Source organism: Neisseria sp. HMSC068C04 (assembly GCF_001810105.1).
Lineage (GTDB): Bacteria > Pseudomonadota > Gammaproteobacteria > Burkholderiales > Neisseriaceae > Neisseria > Neisseria flavescens_B.
Window position 1 is genome coordinate 57,195 of record NZ_KV799902.1, and the last position, 25,610, is coordinate 82,804.

The following is a 25,610-nucleotide window of genomic DNA, read 5'->3' on the forward strand; positions in this document are numbered from 1 at the left end:
ACGTATGAGTGAAACTATTTTAATTACAGGGTCTAATCGCGGTATCGGCAAAGCCGTCGCGCTTGGTTTGGCGCAGGACGGCTTTGATATCGTCGTCCATTGCCGCAGCCGCCGCGATGAAGCGGAAGCTGTCGCGGAAGAAATCCGTGCATTGGGTAGAAATGCGCGCGTGTTGCAGTTTGATGTGTCCGACCGCGAAACCTGCCGTGAAATTCTGACTGCCGACATTGAGGCAAACGGCACATATTACGGCGTGGTGTTGAACGCCGGCCTGACGCGTGACAATGCGTTTCCTGCGTTTACAGATGATGATTGGGACTTGGTGCTGCGTACCAATTTGGACGGTTTTTATAATGTGTTGCACCCTTTGACCATGCCGATGATCCGCCGCCGAAAAGCCGGACGGATTGTGTGCATGGCATCGGTGTCCGGTTTGACGGGCAACCGCGGTCAGGTCAATTACAGCGCGTCCAAAGCGGGCTTGATCGGCGCGGCAAAAGCCTTGGCGGTTGAGTTGGCAAAACGAAAAATTACCGTCAACTGCGTGGCGCCGGGCCTTATCGATACCGATATTATCGATGAGAACGTACCTGTCGAAGAAATCTTAAAGGCCGTCCCTGCCGCGCGTATGGGATTGCCCGAGGAAGTGGCGCATGTGGTGCGCTTTTTGATGGATGAAAAAGCGGCGTACATTACGCGCCAAGTGATTGCTGTGAACGGAGGTTTGTGTTGAATACCAGAAGAGTCGTTGTAACAGGTATCGGCGGTATTACCGCTTTCGGCCGTGATTGGCAAAGTATTCAGACGGCCTTTAAAGCCGAAAAAAACGCAGTCAAATACATGGACTGGAGCGAACGCTTTCCTGAATTGGAGGCGCAACTGGGTGCGCCGATTGAAGGCTATTCTCCTCCCGAACATTGGACGCGCAAGCAGCTCAGAAGCATGGGGCGCGTGTCGCATTTGTGTGTCGATGCGGCGGAACAAGCCTTGACGGATGCAGGTTTGCTGGGTGATGAAAGCATTACCGACGGCCGTATGGGCGTAGCGTGCGGTTCGTCTGTCGGCAGTACCAAAGACATCGGCGATATGGGTGAACTTTTGATTACCGGCACATCGCGCAATTTCAACGCCAATACTTATGTGCGCATGATGCCGCATACGACTGCCGCCAATATCGGCATTTTCTTCGGCTTGAAAGGCCGCATTATCCCGACTTCGAGCGCGTGTTCTTCGGGTAGCCAAGGCATTGGTTATGCTTATGAAGCGATTAAATACGGCCTGATTGATATGATGTTGGCCGGCGGAGGCGAAGAGTTTTGTCCGTCTGAAGTTTATGTTTTCGACTCGCTTTATGCAGCCAGCCGCCGCAACGGCGAACCTGAGCTGACGCCACGCCCTTACGACAACGCTCGAGACGGATTGGTCATCGGCGAAGGCGCAGGCATTTTTGTATTGGAAGAATTGGAACACGCCCGTGCGCGCGGTGCGAAAATCTATGCCGAGCTTGTCGGCTATGGTGCCAACAGCGACGGCAGCCACGTTACTCAACCGCAAAAAGAGACCATGCAAAAATGTATGGAGCTTGCGCTGAAAGACGCCGGTATTACGCCTGATAAAGTCGGCTATGTCAGTGGCCACGGTACGGCGACCGAAAAAGGCGATATTGCCGAAACATTGGCGACTGAGGCAGTATTTGGTTTTGTGCCGATGAGTTCGCAAAAAAGCTATCTCGGCCATACACTCGGCGCGTGCGGGGCATTGGAAGCCTGGTTTACCATCGAAATGATGAACAACGGCTGGTTTGCGCCGACCGTCAATTTGGAAAACATCGATCCGCGTTGCGGCAAGGTGGATTACATCCAAACGGGCGGACGCGAGATTAAAACCGATTATGTGGTCAGCAATAACTTTGCTTTTGGGGGCGTCAATACTTCGCTGGTGTTCAAACGTTGGCAAGAATAATCATTGCTTGATGTTATGATTAAAGGCCGTCTGAAACTTATCTTGAGTTTCAGACGGCCTTTATTTTATTTACGGATTGAGCCGCTTTTGGATTTTATTCGTTTGTTTTCTTCTGATTCAAATCCACCAGCCTTGTTCCAGCCAAGAAGTCGTAGAGGAACTGGCGGTCGGGATGGAACAGGGCGAAGCCCCATGGCAGGATGAGCCAAATGAGCGCGGCGCCGAATGCGCCTTTGGGCGGGATATTGAGCAGATGGCGCAATCCGGCATAGGCAAACAGGGGAATGAAAACAATAAAAATGCTTGCCCAAATAAAGCGCAGGCGCAGCTGCGGCAGGGGCGGCTGGGTATCGTTTTTATCGGCTAAACCGATTTTCCATGTCTGCATGGCGAGGGTTTGGCCTTTTTTGTGCCAGTTGGCGCGAAAGTAGAGCCACCATGCGTAGAACAAAATCAGACAGGTTACCAGCATGGACAGGCGCGTGGAAACGGGATTGAGAAAGATAGCGACAATACCGGCAGCAAGGGCGGCAATGCTGGTAACGGCGCCGGTCAGCAGAAGTTCGTAAACCAGTGCGGCGAGGCGGCGTTTGAGTGGGGCAGTAGGAAGACGGGTCATAATGCGATGGAAACGGAAATGGGTTTGATGGAAATAAAAATAGGCCGTCTGAAACGGGATAGGATGTTCAGACGGCCTGTTACTGTCGGGATTAGCGATGTGGACGTTTTTGACCGCGTGCCTGTTGGGCAGCCATTTGGTTCATTTCCTGACGGGTCGGACGTTTTTTGAAGATGGCGTGCGCTTCGTCAACGGAACATTTTTGTGACAGGCAAACCAAGGTAATCGCGTCTTTTTGATGTTGGCCGCCGCTGTGGTACATACGGCGCAGGTTGGCTTCGTTGATACGGCCTTTTTCCGGATCGATGTCGAATTTTTTCAGGCGCTCGAGGAATTGGCGTTGCTGACGGCGTGAAGTCCAAACGAAACCGCCTGCGGCAGCGGCCACGATGATGACGGCCAACAGGATGGCCAGCGGCCATGAATCGACGATCAGAACGATGATGAGGCTTAATACGGCAGTGGTCAGCAGGGCCAGACCGCCGATGCGAAGTTTGGTTTTATTATCCATATGGTTGGTGTTTCCTTGTTTTTTGCTGGAAGAGGCCGTCTGAAATGCGAGGTTCAGACGGCCTGAATTTAAGTTTACGCTATTTTACAGTATTTTCTGTTTTTGGGGCGTATTGCGTGCAAGTTTCTTGACGCGTGGCAACGGTTTCAGGCGGCCAGCGAGGTAATGAGTTGTTTGAATTCAGTCCATGCATCGCCTTCTTCCGCGCCTTTGATGATGCGGTCGATTTTGGCGCAGGTTTTGAGCGCGTCGAGTAGGCGGTTGATGGAAATGCGTTTGGCCGCCATCGGCGCAAGGGTCTGTTTGTCGCCCCATAAGCGCAGGCTGTTGCGCAGGCTTTGGATGTTTTGGCCTTGCTTGAGCGCGGCAGTCAGGCGGATTAGGGTGCGGATGTCTTCGGCAACCGCCCACAACAGCAAAACCGGCTCTTCGCCTTCTTCTTCCAAACCGTCCAGCAAACGGGAAACGCGCAGGGCATCGCCTTTCATCCATGCGCCTGCCAGTTGGAATACGTCGAAGCGGGCGACGGTGGCAACCGCGGCTTCCGCATCGTCAATATTGATCAAATGGCCTTGGGGATGGAGCAGGGCGAGTTTTTCGATTTCCTGACGGGTGGCCAAAAGATTGCCTTCGACGCGCTCGGCAAAAAGGGCGAGTGCTTCAGGTTCGATATCTAAACCCTGCTGTTTCAGACGGCCCTGTATCCATTGCGGCAAAGCATGTGGCGCAACGGCTTTGGCTTCTAAGACGATGCCTTTGCCTGCCAATGCGGAAAACCATTTGGACTGGATTTGCGCTTTTTCAAGCTTGGGCAGTAGGATGAGCGTAACCGTATCTTCGGGCAGGCGTTCGGCGAAGGTTTGCAGGGCATCGCCTCCGTTTTTGCCGGGTTTGCCGTTGGGAATGTGGATTTCCAGCAGTTTCAAATCGGCAAACAAACCTGCGCTGCCGGCACTCTGCAACAGTTCGTTCCAGTCAAAATTGTTTTCGGCGGTATAGACTTCGCGGTTGAGATAGCCTTGTTTTTTTGCGGCTGCGCGCAGCGTATCCAAAGCCTCGATGCGCAACAAATCCTCTTCGCCGTGAATAATGTACAACGGTTTGAGCGGCGTATCGGGGCGCAGGCTCTCAATGGGCGCGGCAGCCATTATTGCGCTTTCAGGAAAGTCAAGCGGCGGACGATTTGATCTGCGGCGTCGATGCGCATTTCAGACCAAATGGTTTCTTCCTCTTCCTGTTTGCCCAAAACTTCGCTGTCGGCGTAGTCCATGGTGCGGTGAACCTTAACTTCCATCGGTTCGCCAACCGGCTCGCCGTTGCGGAAGGCTTGGACTTTGACGGTCATGGCCAGCAGGTATTCGTTGATTGCGGCGGCGCGGGTGATGGTGTAGATATCGCGGCGTTTTTGGAAGTCGACAACGCGCAGGGTGATTTGTGATTCGGCTTCGCTAACCGGATGACCGTCGGCACGGCGTAAGGCATTTTCCAGCGCTTTTTGCATGATGGCTCCGCCTTCTACATGCCAGTTCTGATAAGGCAGCGGCTGAGAAGTCACGCCTGTGCCTTTCAGGTGGAAACCGCAAGAAGCAAGCAATAGGGCGAGTGCAGGCAATAGGATTTTTTTCATTGGATATTCCTTCGTTGAAACCGGTTACGGTATCGTCGGATTATAACGAATAATGTTTAGGCCGTCTGAAACCGCAAACGGAAAGTATTTCAGACGGCCTTGTCTTTGATGGCGAAAATCTTATTTTTCCAACCAAATCAGGCTGACCATGCGGCCGGTTTGTCCGTCGCGGCGGTAGGAGAAGAAAGTATCGCGTTCCAAGACAGTGCAATGGGTGCCGCCATAAATCATGTTCACGCCTTCGCGATGCAGAATCATACGCGCCAAAGCGTAAATGTCGGCAAGATATTTACCGCCGCCGATGTCTTCAAACGCATCGACAGCTTCCGGCATGGGTGTGCAAAACGCATCAAATACATCTTGCCCTACCTCAAACGCATCAGGGCCGATGGCAGGGGCGAGATAGGCCATGATTTCCAACGGCTCGACATTCATTGCCGCAATGGTATTTTGCAAAACGCCGCCGGCCAAACCGCGCCAACCCGCATGGGCTGCCGCAACCACCGTCCCTGCTTTGTCGCAAAACAAGACGGGCAGACAGTCGGCAGTCATGGAAGCGCAGGCGACCGTGCCCGTCGTATCCACCGAGGCATCGGCATCGGGCGTATTGCCTAACGCTTCGGCGGCGTTCACAACAATGGTGCTGTGGATTTGATTGAGGTAGGCAACGGGCAGGCCGACTTGTTCCTGGACGATTTCACGGTTGCGGAGCACGGCTTGCAGATTGTCGCCGACGTGCGAACCGACATTCAGGCTGCGGTACACGCCTTCGCTGACACCGCCGTTGCGCGTGGTAATAAGCGTTTTAACATTGGCAGGGGCAGGCCAGTCGGCAGTCAAAAAATTCTTGCCTTGCGGGGCGAGGTTTAGGGTATCTGTGATGGTTTTCATAAAATCTTTAATCGCTGAATATTGGAACGGATTGATTTCAGACGGCCTCAAATAATATTTTAGGCCGTCTGAAAAATGGGTTTAATCCCTTACATAAACGACTTCGACATCGTAGTCCTCTTCATTCCAATCGTCGTCATCGTCCGTGCCGAATTTCTCCTGCCATTCTTCCTCGTTGCTTAGGGACGAATCCAAACCGGCTTCCAAACGCAGGACGGAAAGCAGGTGGTACATATCGTCAGGCATAGGCGCTTCAAAGGAAACGGTTTCGCCGGTTTTCGGGTGTACAAAGCTCAAGCGGTAGGCATGCAGGGCTTGGCGCGCGCCGAGGGCTTTGACGGCTTCTTTAACTGCGTCGCTGCACGGGTGGCGCAGATTGCCGTAAACAGGGTCGGCGGCCAGCGGATGGTTGGCTTCGCGCATATGGACGCGGATTTGGTGTGTGCGGCCGGTTTCGAGTGAGCATTCGATGTAGCTGTGTGCCAGATAACGTTCCAACACTTTGACGTGGGTAATGGCAGGTTTGCCGCCGAATTTAACGACTGCCATTTTCAGGCGGTTGTGCGGATCGCGGCCGATTTGGGTTTCGATTTTGCCGTCGAAAGGAACAATGCCGTTGGCGACTGCACGGTAAATGCGTTTGACTGTGCGCTCTTGAAGCTGTTGAACCAGTGAGTTTTGCGCCGGCAAGGTTTTGGCGACCACCATCAGGCCGCTGGTTTCTTTGTCCAAACGGTGTACGATGCCCGCACGCGGCACTTGGCTTAATTCGGGACAGTGTGCCAACAGGCCGTTGAGCAGGGTACCGCTCCAGTTGCCTGCGGCAGGATGGACGACCAGTCCGGCCGGTTTGTTGATGACGATGACGGTATCGTCTTCATAAATAATGTCCAAATCCATAGGCTCGGGCGTGAACGCGAGGTTTTCTTCGCTCGGACGTACCGTAACGGCAATCAATTCGCCGCCTATCATTTTATCTTTGGGTTGCGCGGGCTTATCGTTTACAATGACTGCACCCTCTTTAATCCACGAACTCAGGCGGCTGCGCGAGTAGTCGGGCATGAGTTTGGCCAATACGGCATCCAGCCTTCCGCCCGCCATTTCGAGCGGAACGGTCAAATTAACACAACTTTCTGTTTCAGGGGATGACGGAAAGTCTAAATCATCGCTATAATCGGCTTCGTTATCAAAGGAAGTATTCTGCATGAAAAAAATTCTTTTAGTAGTTTCTTTAGGTTTGGCACTGAGTGCCTGCGCAAATAAAGGCACAATCGATAAAGACGCCCAAATTACTCAAGATTGGAGTGTGGAAAAGCTTTATGCCGAAGCGCAAGACGAATTGAACAGCAACAATTATACGCGAGCTGTCAAGTTATACGAAATTTTAGAGTCCCGTTTTCCAAACGGTCGCTATGCTCAGCAGTCCCAGTTGGATACGGCGTATGCCTATTATAAAGACGATGAGCCGGAAAAAGCCTTGGCTGCTATTGCGCGCTTCCAACGCCATCATCCGCAACATCCGAATATGGACTACGCGCTGTACTTGAAAGGTCTGGTTCTGTTTAACGAAGACCAGTCTTTCTTGAACAAGCTGGCTTCCCAAGACTGGTCCGACCGCGACCCGAAAGCCAACCGCGATGCTTACCAGGCGTTTGCCGAGTTGGTGCAACGTTATCCAAACAGCAAATACGCTGCCGATGCAACCGAACGCATGGCCAAGCTGGTGGACGCTTTGGGCGGTAACGAAATGTCTGTGGCGCGTTATTACATGAAACGCGGCGCTTATGTTGCAGCGGCCAACCGTGCGCAAAAAATCGTCAGCCGTTACCAAAATACCCGTTATGTCGAAGAAGCTTTGGCGATGATGGAATTGGCGTACAAAAAACTGGACAAGCCGCAACTGGCCGCCGATACGCGCCGCGTTTTGGAAACCAACTTCCCGCAAAGCCCGTTCTTGCAACACGAATGGCGATCTGACGATATGCCTTGGTGGCGTTACTGGCGTTAAGCGTCGGGTTGTTCAGGCATGAATAAGGCCGTCTGAAAATGATGCATCTATGCATTTGGTTTTCAGACGGCCTTTGTTTTTAATGTTTTTTTACGTTTCCTGCAAACAGGGTGCAAAATTTGTTTTAATATGGTAAAGTCTGATTTTAATAACTCGACGGTTTGAAGCCGTCACTCAGGGGCTGTTTAAATTTAAAATCAGTTTTGTTGAAGCCGCATCGGATGTTCTGTCGATGCATTCAGGAAAATTTCAGTCGTCAGGCTGGTTTGGTTTTAAATTTAAGCAGCCCTTTATGTTTACAAAAAAACAGAGGTAGATTCTCATGAAGTCTTGGCAGCTTCCTGAACACGTTGCCGACGTGTTACCGACCAATGCCCGACAACTGGAAAGCGCCCGTGAGCGGCTGTTGGCTTTGTTCCGCGTGCATGGTTATGAATTGGTGCAACCGCCATTGATGGAATACAGCCATTCCTTATTGACGCATATCGATGCCGGTTTGTCGTTGAAAACCATTTTGGTCGTCGATCAGCTCAGCGGCCGTCAGCTCGGTATCCGCGCGGATATTACGCCGCAGGTGGCGCGTATTGATGCCCACTTGCTTTCTGCCAACCAAGGCATCAACCGTTTATGCTATGCCGGTTCGGTGCTTCATGCGCGGCCTGACGGATTGCTCAATATGCGCGAGCCTTTGCAGGCGGGTGCGGAAATGTACGGCTTGGAAGGCATTGAAGCGGATATTGAATTGATCGATTTGATGCTGAAAAGTATGAAGATCGCCGATATGGGTGAAGTTTTACTTTCATTGGGCCATATCGGCGTATTCCGTGCTTTGGCAAATGCCGCGCATTTGAATGAGCAGCAATCGGCAACCCTGCTTTCATCGATGCAGGACAAAGATGCTGAGGCCGTCAGCCAGTTGGTCAAAGAGTGGAAACTCGATGGTATGTGGGCAAAAGCGTTTTCACTGTTGCCCCGACTGTATGGCGGTCGTGAAGTGCTGACTTTGGCTAGAGAGAAATTACCGGAATTGTCCGCAGTCAGTGCGGCTTTGGATGAATTGCAGGCAGTATGCGACGCGTTCCCAAATCAAAAAGTGCATATCGATTTGTCGGAATTGCGCGTTGACAATTACCATACTGGTTTGCTTTACGCGGCTTATGGTTCAAACCGTCATGATGCCGTGGCACGCGGCGGCCGTTATGACGGATTGGGCGGATACTTCGGACGTGCGCGTCCTGCAGCCGGATTTAGTTTTGATTTGCGCAGCTTTATCGGCCGCCTTCCTGCTATCGGACGGGAATCCGTGGTGGCTGTCGATGTAAAAGACGTGCCTGCGGCTCAAGAAGCGGTAGATGCTTTGCGCGAACAAGGACAATGTGTCGTTATCGATTACGGTATCGGCTATAACGGTTCGGAAGAGGTTACAGGCCGTCTGAAACAGGTAGACGGCGTTTGGAAAGTAATCGCTTTGAACGATTGAGTTTTATTTTGAAATTTTGTATCTGAAATAAGGTTAGATGGCTATGGCTAAAAATGTTGTCGTAATCGGTGCCCAATGGGGTGATGAAGGCAAAGGTAAGATTGTTGACTGGCTGGCGGAAGAAACCAGCGGTGTAGTACGTTTCCAAGGCGGCCACAATGCCGGCCATACTTTGGTCGTTGGTGGCAAAAAAACCATTTTGCGCCTGATTCCAAGCGGCATTTTGCATGAGACTTTGGACTGCTTCATCGGCTCAGGTGTTGTCGTTTCTCCTGAAGCATTGTTGGGTGAAATCGATGAATTGAACGCTGCCGGTGTGAAAAACGTTGAAGGCCGTCTGAAAATTGCGCCGACCTGCCCATTGATTCTGCCTTATCACATTGCGCTTGACCAAGCACGCGAAGCTTCCCGCGGTAAAAGCAAAATTGGTACAACCGGTCGCGGCATTGGCCCAGCCTATGAAGATAAAGTTGCCCGTCGCGCGATTCGCGTGGTGGACTTGTTGCACCCTGAAAAACTGGTTGAAAAACTGGAAGCTGTTTTGGCTTATTACAACGTTCAGTTGCAACACCTGCACAATGCCGAGCCGGTAAAAGTTGAAGACGTGATGGCGGTCATTGAAAAAGTTGCACCGCGCATTACGCCGATGATTACCGATGTTTCCCGTGTTTTGAACGAGAAAAACCGCAAAGGCGAAAGCCTGTTGTTTGAAGGCGCGCAAGGTACGTTGCTGGACATCGACTACGGTACTTATCCGTTTGTAACTTCCTCCAACTGCTTGGCAGGTGCCGCTTCTGCCGGTGCAGGCGTAGGTCCGCAAATGCTGGATTACGTTTTGGGTATCGTTAAAGCTTATACCACCCGCGTGGGTTCCGGTCCATTCCCGACTGAATTGTTTGACGAAGTGGGCGCAGGTTTGGCTGAGCGCGGCCATGAGTTCGGTTCTGTAACCGGTCGTGCGCGTCGTTGTGGCTGGTTTGACGCAGCTGCTCTGAAACGCTCTATTCAAGTTAACGGCATTTCCGGCATGTGCATTACCAAGCTGGACGTGATGGACGGTATTGAGAACATCAATATCTGTGTAGGTTATGAATTGCCTGATGGCAGCAAAACCGACATTCTGCCTTGCGGCTCTGATGCGGTAGAAACCTGCAAACCGATTTACGAAACCATGCCGGGTTGGAGCGAGTCGACTTTCGGCGTGAAAGAGTACGACAAGCTGCCTGAAAACGCTAAAGCTTATCTGAAGCGTATCGAAGAAGTGTGCGGTGCGCCTGTGGCCATTGTTTCAACCGGTCCTGACCGCGAAGAAACCATCGTTTTGCATCATCCGTTTGCTTAATTGATTAAGTGAATAAAAGGCCGTCTGAATGTTTCAGACGGCCTTTTATATAAATGCAATAAACATTCAGCCCTGAAGGATGTCTGTCTTTAGGGCTGAATTTTGTATTTTACGCCGTTTTTTAACGCGAGTGTTTGGAAACAGAGATGTAGTGCCAAGTAACAATTATTCTCATTGATGTAAGTCAAGAAAAGGTTAGTCTGTAATTTTATTTCAAGGAAAATCCTGTAAATGGAAGGGTATTAGTGCTATCCTTTCAGAAAATTTACGGTCTATATTTTCAGTAAAATTAGGAGCTTGATATGTCAAATGATGTTCAGCAACGTCCAGCCGCTTGGGAAGGTTTTACTGGTGGCAACTGGGAAACCAACGTAGATGTTCGCGATTTTATTCAGAAAAACTACACGCCTTATGAAGGTGATGCCTCTTTCTTGGCACCTGCAACCGAAGCCACAACCAAACTGTGGGCGGAAGTGATGGAAGGCATCAAAGTCGAAAACCGCACGCACGAACCCTACAAAATCGACGCGCAAGTCGTGTCCGGCATTACCAGCCATGCACCGGGCTATATCAATAAAGATTTGGAAACCATCGTCGGTCTGCAAACAGACGAGCCTCTGAAACGCTCAATCATGCCGTTTGGCGGTTTGAAAATGGTGCAAGACGCGTGCAAAGTGTACAACGTCGAGTTGAACCCCGAAGTCAGCGAAATCTTCACCAAATACCGCAAAACCCATAACCAAGGCGTGTTTGACGTTTACACTCCCGATATCCGCCGTTGCCGTAAATCAGGCGTGATTACCGGTCTGCCGGATGCTTATGGCCGTGGCCGTATTATCGGTGACTATCGTCGTGTTGCATTGTACGGTATCGACTTCTTGATGAAAGACAAACTTAACCAGTTCAATTCACTGCAAGCCGATTTGGAAAATGGTGTGGACTTGGAAGAAGTGATCCGTCGCCGCGAAGAAATCAATGAGCAATACAAAGCATTGGGCCAAATGAAAGAAATGGCGGCTTCTTACGGCTACGATATTTCCGGCCCTGCAAAAAATGCACAAGAAGCCATTCAATGGACTTATTTTGCCTACCTCGCTGCCGTTAAATCTCAAAACGGTGCAGCAATGTCCTTCGGCCGTGTATCTTCATTCTTGGATATCTACATCGAACGCGACCTGAAAAATGGTGTGATTACTGAAACCCAAGCGCAAGAATTCATTGACCACTTAGTGATGAAACTGCGTATGGTCCGTTTCCTGCGTACTCCGGAATACGATCAACTCTTCTCAGGCGACCCGATTTGGGCAACCGAATCTATCGGCGGTATGGGCTTGGACGGCCGTACCTTGGTAACACGCACCAACTTCCGCGTGTTGCACACTCTGTACAACATGGGTCCGTCTCCTGAGCCGAACATCACCGTATTGTGGTCTGAACAACTGCCACAAGGCTTTAAAGAGTACTGCGCCAAAGTATCCATCGACACTTCGTCTATCCAATACGAAAACGACGACTTGATGCGTCCTGATTTCAATAGCGATGATTATGCTATTGCCTGCTGCGTGAGCCCGATGATTGTCGGCAAACAAATGCAGTTCTTCGGCGCCCGTGCCAACTTGGCAAAAACCCTGCTGTACGCAATCAACGGCGGTGTGGACGAGAAATCTAAAGAACAAGTTGGTCCGAAAACCGAACCGATTATGGACGAAGTCTTGGACTACGACACTGTCTTTGCGCGCATGGACAAATTCATGGATTGGTTAGCAACCCAATACGTTACCGCGTTGAACATCATTCACTACATGCACGACAAATACAGCTACGAAGCTGCATTGATGGCATTGCATGACCGTGATGTGATCCGTACGATGGCTTGCGGTATTGCCGGTCTGTCTGTGGCTGCCGACTCGCTGTCTGCCATTAAATACGCCAAAGTAAAACCGATTCGTGACGAAAACGGCATTGCTGTTGACTTTGAAATCGAAGGCGAATACCCACAATTTGGTAACAACGACGACCGCGTTGACGAGATCGCCTGCGATTTGGTTGAACGCTTCATGAAAAAAGTGGCAACCCACAAAACTTACCGCAACGCCACTCCGACTCAGTCCGTACTGACCATTACTTCCAACGTTGTTTACGGTAAGAAAACCGGTAATACTCCAGACGGCCGCCGTGCAGGCGCTCCGTTTGGTCCGGGTGCAAACCCAATGCACGGCCGTGACGTTAACGGTGCAGTCGCTTCATTGACTTCCGTAGCCAAACTGCCATTTGAGTTTGCCAAAGACGGTATTTCCTATACCTTCTCCATTATTCCTGGCGCGTTGGGTAAAGACGAGCATTCTCGCGAACGCAACCTTGCCGGTTTGATGGACGGTTATTTCCACCATGAAGACGGTATTTTGGAAGGCGGTCAACACTTGAACGTCAACGTATTGAATCGCGAGACTTTGGAAGATGCGATGCACCATCCGGAGAAATATCCGCAGTTGACCATTCGTGTGTCCGGTTATGCGGTTCGCTTTAACTCGCTGACCCGCGAACAACAGCTTGACGTGATTACCCGTACGTTTACAGAAACCATGTAATCCGAGTGGGGAAACAAACCAGAAGCTAAATTTGCATTTGGTTTGTTTTGAAACAAAGCTCCAAGGCCGTCTGAAATGTTCAGACGGCCTTTATTATCGTACAATCCATATAAGCAAAAATATTTTTGAGCCGAACACTATGTCCACGACTTTTGCCATTACCCCCGAGCCGGAACTGAAAGACCTTGGCCACCGTCACTATAACGGCAAAGGCATTATTCATTCGATTGAATCTTGCGGTGCTGTCGATGGTCCGGGCTTGCGCTACGTGCTCTTTTTGCAAGGTTGCCTGATGCGCTGCCTGTATTGCCATAATCGCGACACATGGGATCTCCATACCGAGCAGGCGCAGGAATTGGATGTAGCAACCGTGATGAAGCAGGTTATGACCTATCGTCATTATCTGCGTGCGACAGGCGGAGGCGTAACGGCAACAGGCGGCGAGCCGTTATTGCAATATGAGTTTGTACGCGATTGGTTTACGGCCTGTCGGGAACACGATATCCATACCTGTCTCGACAGCAATGGCTATGCTTTGCACTATGACTCTATTTTGGATGATTTGCTCGATCATACCAATTTGGTCATGCTCGACTTAAAACAAATCGATCCTGAAATCCATAAAGTGCTTGTTGGTATCCCAAATACCAAAACGCTGAAATTCGCGCGCTATCTTGCCGAACGCAATCAGCCGACACGGATTCGTTATGTGGTTGTTCCAGGCTACACCGATGATGAGCGTTCAGCGCATTTATTGGGCGAGTTTATCGGTGATATGGAGAATGTCGAAATGGTTGAGCTTTTGCCGTATCACGAATTGGGCGCACACAAATGGGCTTTGTGCGGCGACGAATACAAATTAAAAGGCGTACATCCGCCGCCTAAAGAAACCATTTTGAAAATCAAAGAAATATTAGAGAGTTACGGAAAAAACATTATTTATTAAAACAAAAAAGGCCGTCTGAAACGAAATAATCAGTTTCAGACGGCCTTTTCATGATTGAAAAAGACTTAAGCGTTCAATGCGGCCAAAACCTTGGCGACAACTTCTGATACTGCAACGGCTTGAGCCTGATTGTCACGGCGCTCGGCATATTCGACATTGCCTTCTTTTAAGGCGCGATCGCCGATTACGATGCGGTGAGGAATACCCAACAGCTCGGAGTCATTCAGCAATACGCCCGCACGTTCGTCGCGGTCATCCAACAATACATCCGCACCGGCAGCCAAAAGCTCGGCATAGATTTTGTCAGCGGCTTCGCGTACGGTTTCAGATTTTTTGTAGTTCATCGGCACGATAACGACTTCAAACGGCGCCATTGCTTTGGTCCAAACAATGCCTTTTTCGTCGTTGTTTTGCTCGATAGCAGCAGCAACAACGCGGGTAATACCGATACCGTAGCAGCCCATTTCCATGATTTGGGATTTGCCGTTATTGTCCAAGAAGCTGACATTCATGGCTTGGGTATATTTGTCGCGTAATTGGAAAACGTGGCCGACTTCAATACCGCGCGCCAGTTTCAGACGGCCTTGTTCGTCGGGGCTGATGTCGCCTTCGATGACATTACGCAAATCGACAAATTCAGGCTCGGCGGCATCGCGGCCGAAGTTGAAGCCGGTATAGTGGTAGTCGTCTTCGTTCGCGCCGATAACCCAGTCTGCGCCTTTTTCGGTGGCGAAATCGGCATAGACTTTACCTTTGAAGTTGACAGGACCGAGAGAGCCGCCGTTTGCGCCGAACTGTTCAACAATTGCGGCAGGGCTTGCCATGGTCAGTGGCGATTTCACGCCGGTCAGTTTTTCTGCCTTGATGTCGTTAAACTCATGGTCGCCGCGCAACAGCAGCAGGACGAGTTCGCCTTCGTTTTCGCCTTCAACCACGATGGATTTGAGGGTTTGTTCAACTGGAATATTGAGGAATTCAACCAAAGACTCAATGGTTTTGACATTTGGCGTATGTACTTTGTTCAACTCGGCCTGAGCAGCTGCGCGTTCGCCTTTAAGCGGCAAAGTCGGTGCCAATTCGATATTGGCGGCGTAATCGGAAGTGTCGCTATATGCAATAACATCTTCGCCGCTTTCAGCCAATACTTGGAATTCGTGAGAGCCGGTACCGCCGATGCTGCCGGTATCCGCAGCAACAGGACGGAATTCCAAACCTAAACGGGTGAAGATACGGCAGTAAGCGTCGTACATATCTTGATAGGTCGTCTGAAGTGAGGCATAGTCGGCATGGAAGGAATAAGCGTCTTTCATGACGAACTCGCGCGCACGCATCACACCAAAGCGCGGACGCACTTCATCACGGAATTTGGTTTGGATGTGGTAAAAGTTTTTCGGCAGTTGTTTGTAGCTATTGATTTCTTTGCGTACGATGTCGGCAATCACTTCTTCACAAGTCGGACCCATGCAGAAATCGCGGTCATGACGGTCTTTTAGGCGCAGCAGTTCTTTACCGTAAAACTCCCAGCGGCCGGATTCTTGCCACAGTTCGGCAGGTTGTACCACCGGCATCAGCAGCTCCACGCTACCCGCGCGGGCCATTTCTTCGCGCACGATATTTTCAACTTTGCGCAATACGCGCAGACCCATCGGCATCCAAGTATAAAGACCGGATGCGTTAGCTTTGATCAAGCCGGCACGAATCATCAGCTTGTGGCTGGCAAGTGCGGCTTCGGCAGGGGCTTCTTTAAGGGTAGAAATGAAGAACTGGGAGGCTTTCATGGCGTATTTTTCTTTCTTAAAAATAAGTGCGTATTGTAACGCAAAATGTGTGGCCGCGCGTCTTTTGAATGGCATCTGATGAAATCGGCCGTTGTTTCACAGAGCTTTTGATTCGGGGCGATTTTTAGGGATGTCAACCCTAATTTATGCACAAAGCCGCATAACCTTGTTTTACCTATAAATTTTCACTGTATGATTATAGTAAAATCTTATAAATATAACTATTTGATTTTATTGAGTTTTATTTGATTAAATTTTAGTCAATTTAAGACTTGGTTTGTTCCTAAAGAAAATTTTACGATTACCCAAAGCTTATCAACAGATTTATCCACAGAGATTGTGTATAGATTTTAAATGCCGTCGGCGTAATGATTTCGCATGATTGGCAAGCCTTGTTTAAAGCAGATTTGGTTGCCTTAAAAAGATGGGGCAACAACACGATGGACAGGTTTTGCGCTAACATTCTGCTTATTGCTGTTTCCTTACAAGGAATAAAATGAAAAATTCAGAATTGCATTTGCTGGAACGTAGAAAGATGTTTAACGGGTATCAGGAACGCTACCATCATTTTTCTCAAACCTGCCGGACGGATATGGTATTTGATGCCTATCTGCCGCCACAAGTCTTAAAAGGCTATCCTGCGCCTGTTTTATATTTTCTTTCCGGCTTAAATAGTGATGGTTTTGAATTGGTTCGGCAAAGCGGAATCCAGCGTTTTGCGGCGCAATGGAATATTATTGTGGTTTTTCCGGATACCTCGCCACGCGGTCAGCACGTTGCCGACAGTGAGGAACATTATCTTGGACAGGGTGCCGGATTTTATGTTAACGCAACTGAAGCACCTTGGGCTCAGCATTATCAAATGGAAAACTATATCAGCCAAGAATTGCCTGATTTGATCGAGCATAATTTCCCGGTAACGAAAGAGCGCAGCATTGCAGGTTTCAGCATGGGCGGGCATGGCGCGCTGCAGTTGGCTTTGAAGCATCCCGGCCGATATGCTGCGGTTTCCGCTTTTGCGCCCTTATGTCATCCTATTGATACGGAAGGTGGCAGGCAGGCATTTTCAGCTTATTTGGGGCAAAACGTGGAAACATGGAAACGCTATGATAGTACCGAGCTGCTTCAGACGGCCTCGCATAAATTGCCTGTTTTGATTGATGTCGGCAGTGAAGATGCTTTGTATCCTGAAGTCCTGCAACCGGAAGCGTTTGTCCGCTCAGCACGCAAAAAAGGTTTCAATATCCAATATAAAGTACGCCCGGGCTATGGGCATGACTATTTCTTTATTGCCAGCTTTATCGATTCGCATATTGAGTTTCACGCTCAGGCATTAGGTCTTTAAGCAGCATTGAATAAAAGGCCGTCTGAAATCCGAGTAATAGTTGGATTTCAGACGGCCTTTATTTGGTCTTTTTTTAACCTTTAATTTCAAACAGACTTATTCCTCAGGACGTTCGCCGTCGGTATCGTCTAATTTGCCTTCTGTAATATCCATATTGATACCGACTGCCGCACGGATTTTGGCATCAATTTCGTTGGCGATATCAGGATTTTCTTTCAGCCAAACGCGTACATTGTCTTTACCTTGGCCGATTTTTGCGCCGTTGTAGCTGTACCATGCACCGGATTTTTCAACGATGTCATGTTTGACGCCCAAGTCGATCAATTCGCCTTCCCAGCTGATGCCTTCGCCGTAAAGAATATCAAATTCGGCTTGACGGAATGGAGGTGCAACTTTGTTTTTGATGACTTTGACTTTGGTTTCGTTACCAATAACGTCATCGCCTTTTTTAATCTGACCGGTACGGCGGATGTCGAGGCGGACGGAGGCATAGAATTTGAGCGCGTTACCGCCGGTCGTGGTTTCAGGGCTGCCGAACATCACGCCGATTTTCATACGGATTTGGTTAATGAAAACAACCAATGTATTGGTGCGTTTGATGTGGCCGGTCAGTTTGCGCAGGGCTTGGCTCATCAGGCGGGCTTGCAGGCCGACGTGGCTGTCGCCCATTTCGCCTTCGATCTCGGCTTTAGGCACAAGTGCTGCTACGGAGTCGACAACGACCATATCGATACCGCCTGAGCGTACCAATGTATCGCAGATTTCCAATGCCTGTTCGCCGGTATCCGGTTGGGAGAGATAGAGTTCTTCGACTTTTACGCCGAGTTTGCGGGCGTAAATCGGGTCAAAAGCATGCTCGGCATCGATGAATGCGCAGATGCCGCCATTTTTTTGGCATTGGGCAATGGCTTCGAGACAGAGTGTGGTTTTACCGGAGGATTCCGGGCCGAAAATTTCAACCACGCGGCCGCGGGGCAGACCGCCGACGCCGAGTGCCAAGTCCACGCCGAGGGAGCCGGTGGAAATAACATCAAGGTTTTCTTCCTGTTGGCTGCCGTCCATTTTCATGATGGAGCCTTTGCCGAAGTTCTTTTCGATTTGGGCAAGGGCGGCGGCTAAGGCTTTGCTTTTTTCGTCTGACATGTTTTCTCTCCGAAAGGAAATATGAATCGCTAAGAATTTATTTAGCTATTATCGCATAAATTAAGAAAAAGTATAGTTTTATTTTTATTTTTCAGACGGCCTGTGTTTTTTGTATGCAACAGGCCGTCTGAAACGTTGAATAATCAATCAGTTGGTCAATGATGCAAAAACTTGGAAATAGCCGGGGAAAGTTTTATGCGTACATTTTGGGTCGTTGATGATGACGGGGACGCCCAAAAGCGAAGCCAGCGAGAAACACATGGCCATGCGGTGGTCGTCGTAAGTATCGATGACGGCATCAGGAGTAAGTGTTTCGGGAGGCGTAATATGAATAGCTTCGGCTTCTTCAACGACTTCTGCACCCAGTTTGCGCAGTTCGGTTGCCATGGCGGCGATACGGTCGGTTTCTTTGACGCGCCATGAGCCGATATTACGCAGGGTGCAGGGCTGTTTGGTGGCCAGTGCAACAATGGCCAAGGTCATGGCCGCGTCTGGAATATGGTTGGCATCCAAATCAAAAGCCTGAATCTTGCGCTCGGCAGGGCGGGAAATCTCAACAAAATTTTCGCCCCAAATAACATCTGCGCCGATTTTCTCTAATTCACGCGCAAAGGCAACATCGCCTTGGATGCTGTGTGCGCCGATGCCGGTCACGCGGATGGGTGTACCCGCAATCAGGCCTGCGCCCAAGAAATAAGACGCGCTGGAGGCATCGCCTTCTACATATAAATGTTCGGGCGCATGATATTTGGCACCGGCCGGGATTTTAAATACACGGTAGTCTTCATTGATGATGTCCACACCAAACTGCGCCATCAGTTTGAGCGTGATATCGATATAAGGTTTGGAAATCAACTCGCCTACCATGTGGATTTCAAATGCTTGTCCGGTCAAGGGTAAAGCCATCAGCAGGGCGGTTAGGAATTGGCTGGATACATTGCCTTTAATCGGAATAACGCGCTTGCCGTTGTCTTGGTGTTTGCCGATCTGAAGCGGAGGATAGTTTTCATTGCCCAAATATTGTACGTCTGCGCCGGCAATGCGCAACGCGTCCACTAAATCGCCGATGGGGCGTTCGTGCATACGCGGCACGCCATGCAGATGATAGTCGCCACCCAAAACGGCAAGCGCGGCAGTCAAGGGGCGGAATGCCGTACCGGCGTTGCCTAAAAACAAATCGGCGGTTGGGTTAGGAAAGTGGCCGCCAGTGCCGTGAACTTTCAGACGGCCTTCAGCTAAAGATTCAATGTGTACGCCGAGTTTGTCGAGTGCTTCAAGCATCCGGTCGGTATCGTCGGATTTGAGCAAAGAATGGATTTCGCAAACGTTGTCGGAGAGTGCGGCCAAGAGCAGCGTGCGGTTGCTGATGCTTTTGGAACCGGGCAGGGCAACGGTGGAAGGCTTGAGTGTAGAAGCGGGCAGGCGGATGGATTCGGTCATGGCTGGACTAAGCTCGTTTGAATTGTAAATTAGACCGATATTATACGCAGGCAAAGGCCGTCTGAAAAATGAAGAGGGCGCAATTTATTTGTGAAAAAATGAATTTTTATATAGGTACACTATCTTCCAATCGTTTATTTTGAAATTTTCTGCTTCTGTTTTGTGTTTGCCGCTATAACTTATTTTGTTATGGCAGGTATATAACCAAACACCATAAGAAAATCAGAAACCATTCTTTCCTATTTTTTCAGACGGCCTTTAATATCGGCGGACAATCATTGATAAAGCAAGAGCACGACCATGAGCCATTATCCTTTGTTTGCCGATTTGAGAAACCGTCCTGTTTTACTGGCAGGTGCGGGCAAGGTTGCCGAGCGCAAGGCGGAAAGTCTGTTGTCTGCCGGAGCGTGCGTGCGCGTTGTTGCGAAAACTTTGAATCCGCAATTTCAGCAATGGGCGGACGAAGGGAAAATAGTTTGGCTGGGCGGCTTGTTTGAAGAAGCCATGTTGGACGAGGTATATTTCGTTATTGCGGCGACGGATGATGATGGGTTTAACCGCCGTATTTTTGAAGCGGCGGAGCGACGGGCGAAATTGTGCAATACGGTGGATACGGCGGATTTGTGTTCGTTTATCGTGCCTGCCGTGGTGGATAGGGGGTCGTTGAAGATAGCCATATCCAGTGGCGGTAATGCGCCTGTATTGGCGCGGAAATGGCGGCAGATTATTGAGACATTGATTCCGTTGCATACGGGCACGATGGCGCGTATTGCCGGAAAATGGCGCGAAAAGGTTAAACAGACTATTCATCATGTCGAACGCCGTCGTTATTTTTGGGAAAAGTTGTTCGACAGCCGTTTCAGTATTTTTGCGGCTCAAAACAATATCGAAGCGGCAGAGCGTGAATTGATAACGCAGTTGAATCGGGAAACGCCGTTTGGCGGCGAAGTGGTTTTGGTGGGCGCAGGGCCGGGCGATCCGGGCTTGCTGACCATACATGCTTTGCAGGCGATACAGGCTGCGGATACGGTGTTTTACGATGCTTTGGTGTCGGATGAGATTTTGGCGATGGTACGCAAAGATGCGGTGAAAATCAGCGTGGGCAAACGCGCCGGTGCGCACCATGTTCAGCAAGAAGAAACCAACCGTCTATTGGTTGAACACGCTCAAAAAGGCGAACGCGTGGTAAGGCTGAAAGGCGGCGATCCTTTTGTGTTCGGGCGCGGCGGGGAGGAAGTGCAAACCCTGCATCAGGCCGGGATTTCCTACCGCATTGTGCCGGGCATTACTGCTGCGCTTGGTACCACTGCTTATGCCGGTATTCCGTTAACCCATCGCGATTGCGCCCAAAGTGCTTTATTTGTAACCGGCCACAGCAAACACGAGGGCAATCAGCCCGATTGGCAGACTTTGGCTTTAAGCCGTCAAACGCTGGTAATCTATATGGGCACGCTTAAAGCGGCTGAGATTGCGGAAAAGCTGATGGCTTATGGCAGGCAGCCTTCTACACCTGTCGCCGTGATTTCCAATGGGACTTTACCGCATCAAACAGTGCGGACAGGCCGTCTGAAAGATTTGGGCTTGCTGGCTGCCGAAGCAGAGCGTCCGGCTTTAATGGTGATTGGCGAAGTGGTTGCCCTGCGCAATGAGATGAAATGGTTCGGAGAAGGTGTCGAATATTTCGAAGAAGCCGCGTAAAGAGAATGGATTAAATCAGGCCGTCTGAATATTGGTTTCAGACGGCTTTGCCTTATTTAAAAGCTTGGCAATATTGCTGATAACGTTCTGCCAGTCCATATAGGATGATTGCTGTCAGTCCCCAGATGTCATAGTGTCGGAAAGGCAGGGCGGGGAGGGCGAGGGTTTGATTGTTGTGATGAAGCTGGCGGAATGTGTAGTTTTGCAGGTTTAAGGCGAAGTCCAACGGCAGATAAAAAATTTCTACTACTTCGTCGGGGTTGGCTTTGGGCTTGACGGGCTGGACGCAAACTGCCGGAACAGGCGTAACACGGTAGCCGGAAGGCGTGTCATAAAAGGGTAGCGGCGCAAAAGTCTGCCATGCGGCAATCGGAATGGCGGTTTCTTCATAAGCTTCTCTTAACGCCGTTGCCGTTAGGCCGTCGTCTTGGGCATCTTTGCGGCCGCCGGCAAAGGCGATTTGTCCGGTGTGCTGCCTTAAGGTCTCGGCCCTTTTGGTCATTAAGATTTGCCACGCACCTTCATGCAAGATAATGCCGACCAAAACGGCTGCTTCTTTGACCGTTTGGGCGGTAACTAATTGATTGCGCTCTGCTTGCATACGGCTGCTGAAGCGTGAAGCTTGAGTTAGGAAGTGGATAAGGTGGTCGGTATTCATTTTTGATGTTGATTGGTTTTATGCAGATGAAGATTACACAAGGTTTACGGTTACCGTGTCAACAAAATAGGGTGCGTGTGTTACAGTTATGCCTAAATGATAAATAAAGCTTTGCGTCTGTTTTGCAAGTGCTTAGGCCGTCTGAAAATGTCGGCAGGTTCTCAAAAAGGATAGTTATGTTGTTTTCCCCATCCCGTATTCGAGTAGCAGCTGCGGCTGTCATGATGTTGTTTACTACACAAACTTTTGCCGCGCCAGGCGATTCAAATACAGTTTTTGAATCGGCTAAGATTATTAAAAAGAAAAGCCGTGCCGACCATTTTTCTCCCGAAGAGCGCGAGCAGGAGCGGATACGTCTGTTGGGTATACAAAACCGCACCTCGCAGGTTTTCACTTTGTTAAATTCAGAACTGGCCCTGCAAAAGGGCGATGCGGCTTCTGCTTTGTTTACTTATATTTTGACGTTGCATCGCACCAAATCTCCCGAAGTTGCCGAACGCGCTTTGGAGATGGCGGTTTCTTTAAATGCCTTTGAACAGGCTGAAGCCATTTACCAAAAATGGCGCGAAATCGAGCCGGAGCCTGGTGAAGCACAAAAGCGTATGACTTGGTTGCGCAATTTGCTGCTGGGCAAAGCCGATAAGAATTTGAGCGGATTAGATAAGGTGATTGCCGGCGGTAGTGAAGACGAGCAAAAGCGCGTGTTCCTGCTTTTGGCACAAACCGCAGCCCAGCAGCCAAATCTGACCAGCGATGCAGTCAAACAGGTGCATAAAACGGCACTGAATTATAAAGACTTTCCAGAAGCGGCGATTGCGGATGCAATTTTTAGTGCAAAAGACGGTCAAAAGAAACACGCCATTGCGGCATTGCAGCGATTGGCCAAATTGGACAACGAAATTCTGCCACCGACTTTTGTTACGTTGCGACTGATGGCGCAACGGCATCCTGATATTCTGGACGGCTTCTTCAAAGAGACAGACACCAAAACCTTATCTCCGATTTGGCAGGAGTTGGACATCGCCAATTTGATTGCTCAAGGTCAAAATGATAAGGCATTCAAACGTTTGCAGACTTTGTTGGAAGAAAACCCAAACCCTGATTTGTATATTCAGGCTGCCTTATTGTCAGCCAGTAAGACAGAAAATATTTCTGCGGTAAACAGCTATCTGGAAAAGGCTTATAAAGCCGGTACGGAGGAGCAGCGCAGCCGTGCGGCGTTGATTGGCGCGGTTTCTTATAATGATGCCGAGGATTTTGCCAAAGCCAAACAATGGCTGGATAAGGTAACGGCAACGGCTTATACGTTTGATAAAACCATTTTGACCGCTTCTATCGAAGCCAAACAGGGCAACCATAAAGAGGCTTGGGCTTTGGTGCAACGTGCACAAAAAATGCCCGAGCAAAGAGGACGTTATTTTGAAGCTAGTGATTTGCTGAATACGGCTTTGTTTGTATTGTCTAAAAATACCAATCTTCAAGAATCGTTGAACGCTTTGAACAGCTTGGTAAATTCCACCGAAAAATCCTTGAAAACCCAAGTTTCTCCGGAGTTGCTTGCCAATGTGCTGTATCAGCGTTCGATGGTGTATGAGAAGCTGAATCAACCAGGCAAGGCGATTGCCGATTTGCGCCGTGTGGTAGAGCTGTATCCGGATAATCCGCACGGTTGGAATGCTTTGGGCTATACCTTGCTGTCCAACGGCAAGAATTTGGAGGAAGCGTTTAAAATGGTTCAGACGGCCTATCAAATGGATCCGGAAAGCGCAGCAATTAATGACAGTGTAGGCTGGGCTTATTATCTTAAAGGCGATGCGCAAATGGCGCTTCCATATATCCAATATGCCTATGAAAAAGAACCTGAAGCCGAAGTCGCCGCGCATTTGGGCGAAGTCCTATGGACGCTTGGAGACCAAGACAAGGCCAAAGAAATCTGGAATGACGGCTTGAAGCGCGGAAGCAATCTCCGAGTATTAAAAGAGACAATGTCCAAATTCGGTATAACGTCCAGTAAACCGCATACTCAAAAACATAAATAAAACCAAAAGGCAGTCTGAAAAGCATTTGATTTCAGACGGCCTATGAAGGAATATCCATGAATTTAAAACAATTATCATCGGTTACAGCCTTATTGCTTTTGGCTGCCTGTGCGCAGCCAAACTTACCTCAGCAAAACAGTTGGCAAGCAGCAGAGCAGGTGCAGGATTTTAGTGCGGATGGTCGATTGGCTGTCAAAGTGGAAGGCAAAGGCTCTTATGCCAATTTCGACTGGACTTATCAGAACGCGGTTCAAACCATTGATGTGAATACACCGTTGGGCAATACCGTAGGCCAACTGTGTCAAGACAGCGAAGGCGTATTGGCAGTAGACAGTAAGGGTAAGGTTTATCAGGCAGAAACGGCTGAAGAATTGAGCAGGCAGCTTTTAGGTTTTGCTTTGCCGGTTCAATATCTGCATATTTGGGCAGATGGTAAACGCATTGCCAATGCGCCATACAAAATCCTGCCTGACGGCCGTCTGGAGCAGTTTGATTGGACAATATCGCGCACTTTAAATAGTTCAGGGCAGCCCAAAACGCTTCAACTTGAGAATGCCAAGTTTAATATCCGCTTGGTGTTCGATACAGTAAATCACTCTTTGGATAAGAATGGACAAACCCGATGCGCAGCACGCAAATAGAGGATGCCATGTCTGTTTCAGTGGAAATCCAAGCCTTTCCTGCGCCGGCTAAATTAAATTTAGATTTGAGGATTACCGGCCGCAGGAGCGATGGTTATCATAATTTGGAAAGTATTTTCTGTTTGATCGGCTTATACGATACCGTTCATCTGAAAATGCGTACTGATGGGCAGATTATTCTGCATACGCCGGTCGAAGGACTTGAGCCAGAACAGGACTTGACTTATCGGGCAGCTAAATTATTGCTGCCATATGCAAGTGTGCCGCACGGCATTGAAATTTGGTTGGATAAAGTGATTCCGACCGGAGGCGGATTGGGCGGTGGCAGCTCTGATGCGGCCACAGTTTTAATGGTTTTAAACCAATGGTGGCAATGCGGCTTGAGCAGGCAGCAACTGATTGATTTAGGTGTAAGTCTTGGTGCGGATGTTCCTTTTTTTATTTTTGGAAGAAGTGCTTTTGCCAAAGGCGTAGGTGACAAGTTGGCTGAAATAGATGTCCCTAAACAATGGTATGTTATCGTTAAGCCCCCTGTTCATGTGGCAACAGCTAAAATTTTTGCACATGAGGGCTTGACACGGGATTCCAAACCCAGCATAATGCCGACTTTCCAATCGTTACAACCGTTTCAAAATGATATGCAGGCGGTTGTGTTTCAGGAATATCCTGAAGTTTGGAAGGCTTATATTGAGTTATCCCAATATGGTTATACATTAATGACCGGTTCTGGAGCTTGTTTATTTATAGCAAGTGCATCTCATCAAGAAGCAAATACAATTTACCAACAGGTTTCTCAATCATATGAAGCGTATTGTGTGGAAGGATTAGATATCCATCCGCTGTTTCATATGATTTAGTAAGTTGGGGAGTCGTCAAGCGGTTAAGACACTGGAT

At 49.4% G+C, this 25,610-nt stretch carries 22 protein-coding genes; 12 read left to right on the top strand and 10 right to left on the bottom strand.

Annotated elements, in window-relative coordinates:
* Positions 1–4: 4 nt before the first annotated feature.
* On the top strand, positions 5–733 hold the full coding sequence (gene fabG / locus HMPREF2700_RS00820) for a 3-oxoacyl-ACP reductase FabG (RefSeq protein ID WP_070589265.1): 729 nt from the start codon (positions 5–7) through the stop codon (positions 731–733).
* Entirely contained in the window at positions 727–1,962 is a 1,236-nt protein-coding gene (locus tag HMPREF2700_RS00825) for a beta-ketoacyl-ACP synthase (RefSeq protein WP_070589267.1), read from the top strand. Before fabG ends, HMPREF2700_RS00825 begins: the two co-directional genes overlap by 7 nt.
* A gap of 94 nt (positions 1,963–2,056) precedes the next feature.
* Here HMPREF2700_RS00825 and HMPREF2700_RS00830 read toward each other — a convergent pair whose 3' ends face one another.
* From HMPREF2700_RS00830 to rluD, 6 genes are all read right to left on the bottom strand, one after another.
* Entirely contained in the window at positions 2,057–2,581 is a 525-nt protein-coding gene (locus tag HMPREF2700_RS00830) for an RDD family protein (RefSeq protein WP_070589269.1), read from the bottom strand.
* A gap of 91 nt (positions 2,582–2,672) precedes the next feature.
* Positions 2,673–3,092: a hypothetical protein gene (locus HMPREF2700_RS00835; RefSeq protein WP_003746427.1), complete on the bottom strand. Its 420-nt coding sequence runs from the start codon at positions 3,090–3,092 to the stop codon at positions 2,673–2,675.
* 146 nt (positions 3,093–3,238) lie between these two features.
* Positions 3,239–4,240, bottom strand: a complete 1,002-nt coding sequence (gene holA / locus HMPREF2700_RS00840; protein ID WP_070589271.1) for a DNA polymerase III subunit delta — start codon at positions 4,238–4,240, stop codon at positions 3,239–3,241.
* Positions 4,240–4,719: an LPS-assembly lipoprotein LptE gene (lptE, locus tag HMPREF2700_RS00845; RefSeq protein WP_070589273.1), complete on the bottom strand. Its 480-nt coding sequence runs from the start codon at positions 4,717–4,719 to the stop codon at positions 4,240–4,242. The genes holA and lptE overlap by 1 nt, the downstream gene beginning before the upstream one ends.
* A 120-nt stretch (positions 4,720–4,839) precedes the next feature.
* Positions 4,840–5,610, bottom strand: coding sequence for a peptidoglycan editing factor PgeF (pgeF, locus tag HMPREF2700_RS00850; RefSeq protein ID WP_070589275.1), 771 nt, complete (start codon positions 5,608–5,610; stop codon positions 4,840–4,842).
* 81 nt (positions 5,611–5,691) lie between these two features.
* Positions 5,692–6,816: a 23S rRNA pseudouridine(1911/1915/1917) synthase RluD gene (rluD, locus tag HMPREF2700_RS00855; RefSeq protein ID WP_070589277.1), complete on the bottom strand. Its 1,125-nt coding sequence runs from the start codon at positions 6,814–6,816 to the stop codon at positions 5,692–5,694.
* Here rluD and HMPREF2700_RS00860 point away from each other — a divergent pair.
* The 5 genes from HMPREF2700_RS00860 to pflA all read left to right on the top strand — a co-directional run bounded on the left by HMPREF2700_RS00860 (position 6,815) and on the right by pflA (position 13,974).
* Positions 6,815–7,618 (top strand): outer membrane protein assembly factor BamD, encoded by an 804-nt coding sequence (locus HMPREF2700_RS00860; protein WP_004519923.1) that lies wholly within the window; start codon positions 6,815–6,817, stop codon positions 7,616–7,618. The genes rluD and HMPREF2700_RS00860 overlap by 2 nt on opposite strands.
* Before the next feature lie 322 nt (positions 7,619–7,940).
* Positions 7,941–9,098 (top strand): ATP phosphoribosyltransferase regulatory subunit, encoded by a 1,158-nt coding sequence (locus HMPREF2700_RS00865; RefSeq protein ID WP_070589279.1) that lies wholly within the window; start codon positions 7,941–7,943, stop codon positions 9,096–9,098.
* Positions 9,099–9,141: 43 nt separating this feature from the next.
* Complete coding sequence (locus HMPREF2700_RS00870; RefSeq protein ID WP_070585699.1) at positions 9,142–10,440, top strand: adenylosuccinate synthase; 1,299 nt, start codon at positions 9,142–9,144, stop codon at positions 10,438–10,440.
* A gap of 302 nt (positions 10,441–10,742) precedes the next feature.
* Positions 10,743–13,028, top strand: a complete 2,286-nt coding sequence (pflB, locus tag HMPREF2700_RS00875; RefSeq protein ID WP_070589280.1) for a formate C-acetyltransferase — start codon at positions 10,743–10,745, stop codon at positions 13,026–13,028.
* A gap of 139 nt (positions 13,029–13,167) precedes the next feature.
* Positions 13,168–13,974 carry a pyruvate formate lyase 1-activating protein gene (pflA, locus tag HMPREF2700_RS00880; RefSeq protein WP_070589282.1) on the top strand — a complete coding sequence of 269 codons (807 nt, stop codon included), beginning with the start codon at positions 13,168–13,170 and terminating at the stop codon, positions 13,972–13,974.
* Positions 13,975–14,039: 65 nt separating this feature from the next.
* Here pflA and HMPREF2700_RS00885 read toward each other — a convergent pair whose 3' ends face one another.
* Complete coding sequence (locus HMPREF2700_RS00885) at positions 14,040–15,752, bottom strand: proline--tRNA ligase (RefSeq protein WP_070589299.1); 1,713 nt, start codon at positions 15,750–15,752, stop codon at positions 14,040–14,042.
* Positions 15,753–16,248: 496 nt separating this feature from the next.
* Here HMPREF2700_RS00885 and fghA point away from each other — a divergent pair, with 496 nt between their 5' ends.
* The gene (fghA, locus tag HMPREF2700_RS00890) at positions 16,249–17,097 is read left to right on the top strand and encodes an S-formylglutathione hydrolase (protein ID WP_070589283.1); all 849 of its coding nucleotides are present in this window, start codon (positions 16,249–16,251) and stop codon (positions 17,095–17,097) included.
* Between the two features lie 96 nt (positions 17,098–17,193).
* Here fghA and recA read toward each other — a convergent pair whose 3' ends face one another.
* Both recA and aroA read right to left on the bottom strand, forming a co-directional pair.
* Positions 17,194–18,240: a recombinase RecA gene (gene recA, locus HMPREF2700_RS00895; protein WP_063075842.1), complete on the bottom strand. Its 1,047-nt coding sequence runs from the start codon at positions 18,238–18,240 to the stop codon at positions 17,194–17,196.
* 147 nt (positions 18,241–18,387) lie between these two features.
* Positions 18,388–19,680 (bottom strand): 3-phosphoshikimate 1-carboxyvinyltransferase, encoded by a 1,293-nt coding sequence (gene aroA, locus HMPREF2700_RS00900; protein WP_070589285.1) that lies wholly within the window; start codon positions 19,678–19,680, stop codon positions 18,388–18,390.
* A gap of 300 nt (positions 19,681–19,980) precedes the next feature.
* Between aroA and cysG the strand changes: the two genes are divergently transcribed.
* A complete protein-coding gene (gene cysG / locus HMPREF2700_RS00905; protein WP_070589287.1) occupies positions 19,981–21,378 on the top strand; it encodes a siroheme synthase CysG in 1,398 nt (465 codons plus the stop codon).
* A gap of 52 nt (positions 21,379–21,430) precedes the next feature.
* Here cysG and HMPREF2700_RS00910 read toward each other — a convergent pair whose 3' ends face one another.
* Positions 21,431–22,036, bottom strand: a complete 606-nt coding sequence (locus tag HMPREF2700_RS00910) for a CoA pyrophosphatase (protein ID WP_070589289.1) — start codon at positions 22,034–22,036, stop codon at positions 21,431–21,433.
* 176 nt (positions 22,037–22,212) lie between these two features.
* On the opposite strand from HMPREF2700_RS00910, the gene HMPREF2700_RS00915 reads away from it, so the two are divergent.
* The 3 genes from HMPREF2700_RS00915 to ispE are packed head-to-tail and all read left to right on the top strand — an operon-like array spanning position 22,213 to position 25,573.
* The gene (locus HMPREF2700_RS00915) at positions 22,213–24,075 is read left to right on the top strand and encodes a tetratricopeptide repeat protein (RefSeq protein WP_070589291.1); all 1,863 of its coding nucleotides are present in this window, start codon (positions 22,213–22,215) and stop codon (positions 24,073–24,075) included.
* A gap of 56 nt (positions 24,076–24,131) precedes the next feature.
* Positions 24,132–24,716, top strand: coding sequence for a lipoprotein insertase outer membrane protein LolB (lolB, locus tag HMPREF2700_RS00920; protein ID WP_070589293.1), 585 nt, complete (start codon positions 24,132–24,134; stop codon positions 24,714–24,716).
* An 8-nt stretch (positions 24,717–24,724) separates the two neighbouring features.
* A complete protein-coding gene (gene ispE / locus HMPREF2700_RS00925; protein ID WP_070589301.1) occupies positions 24,725–25,573 on the top strand; it encodes a 4-(cytidine 5'-diphospho)-2-C-methyl-D-erythritol kinase in 849 nt (282 codons plus the stop codon).
* Positions 25,574–25,610: the final 37 nt, after the last annotated feature.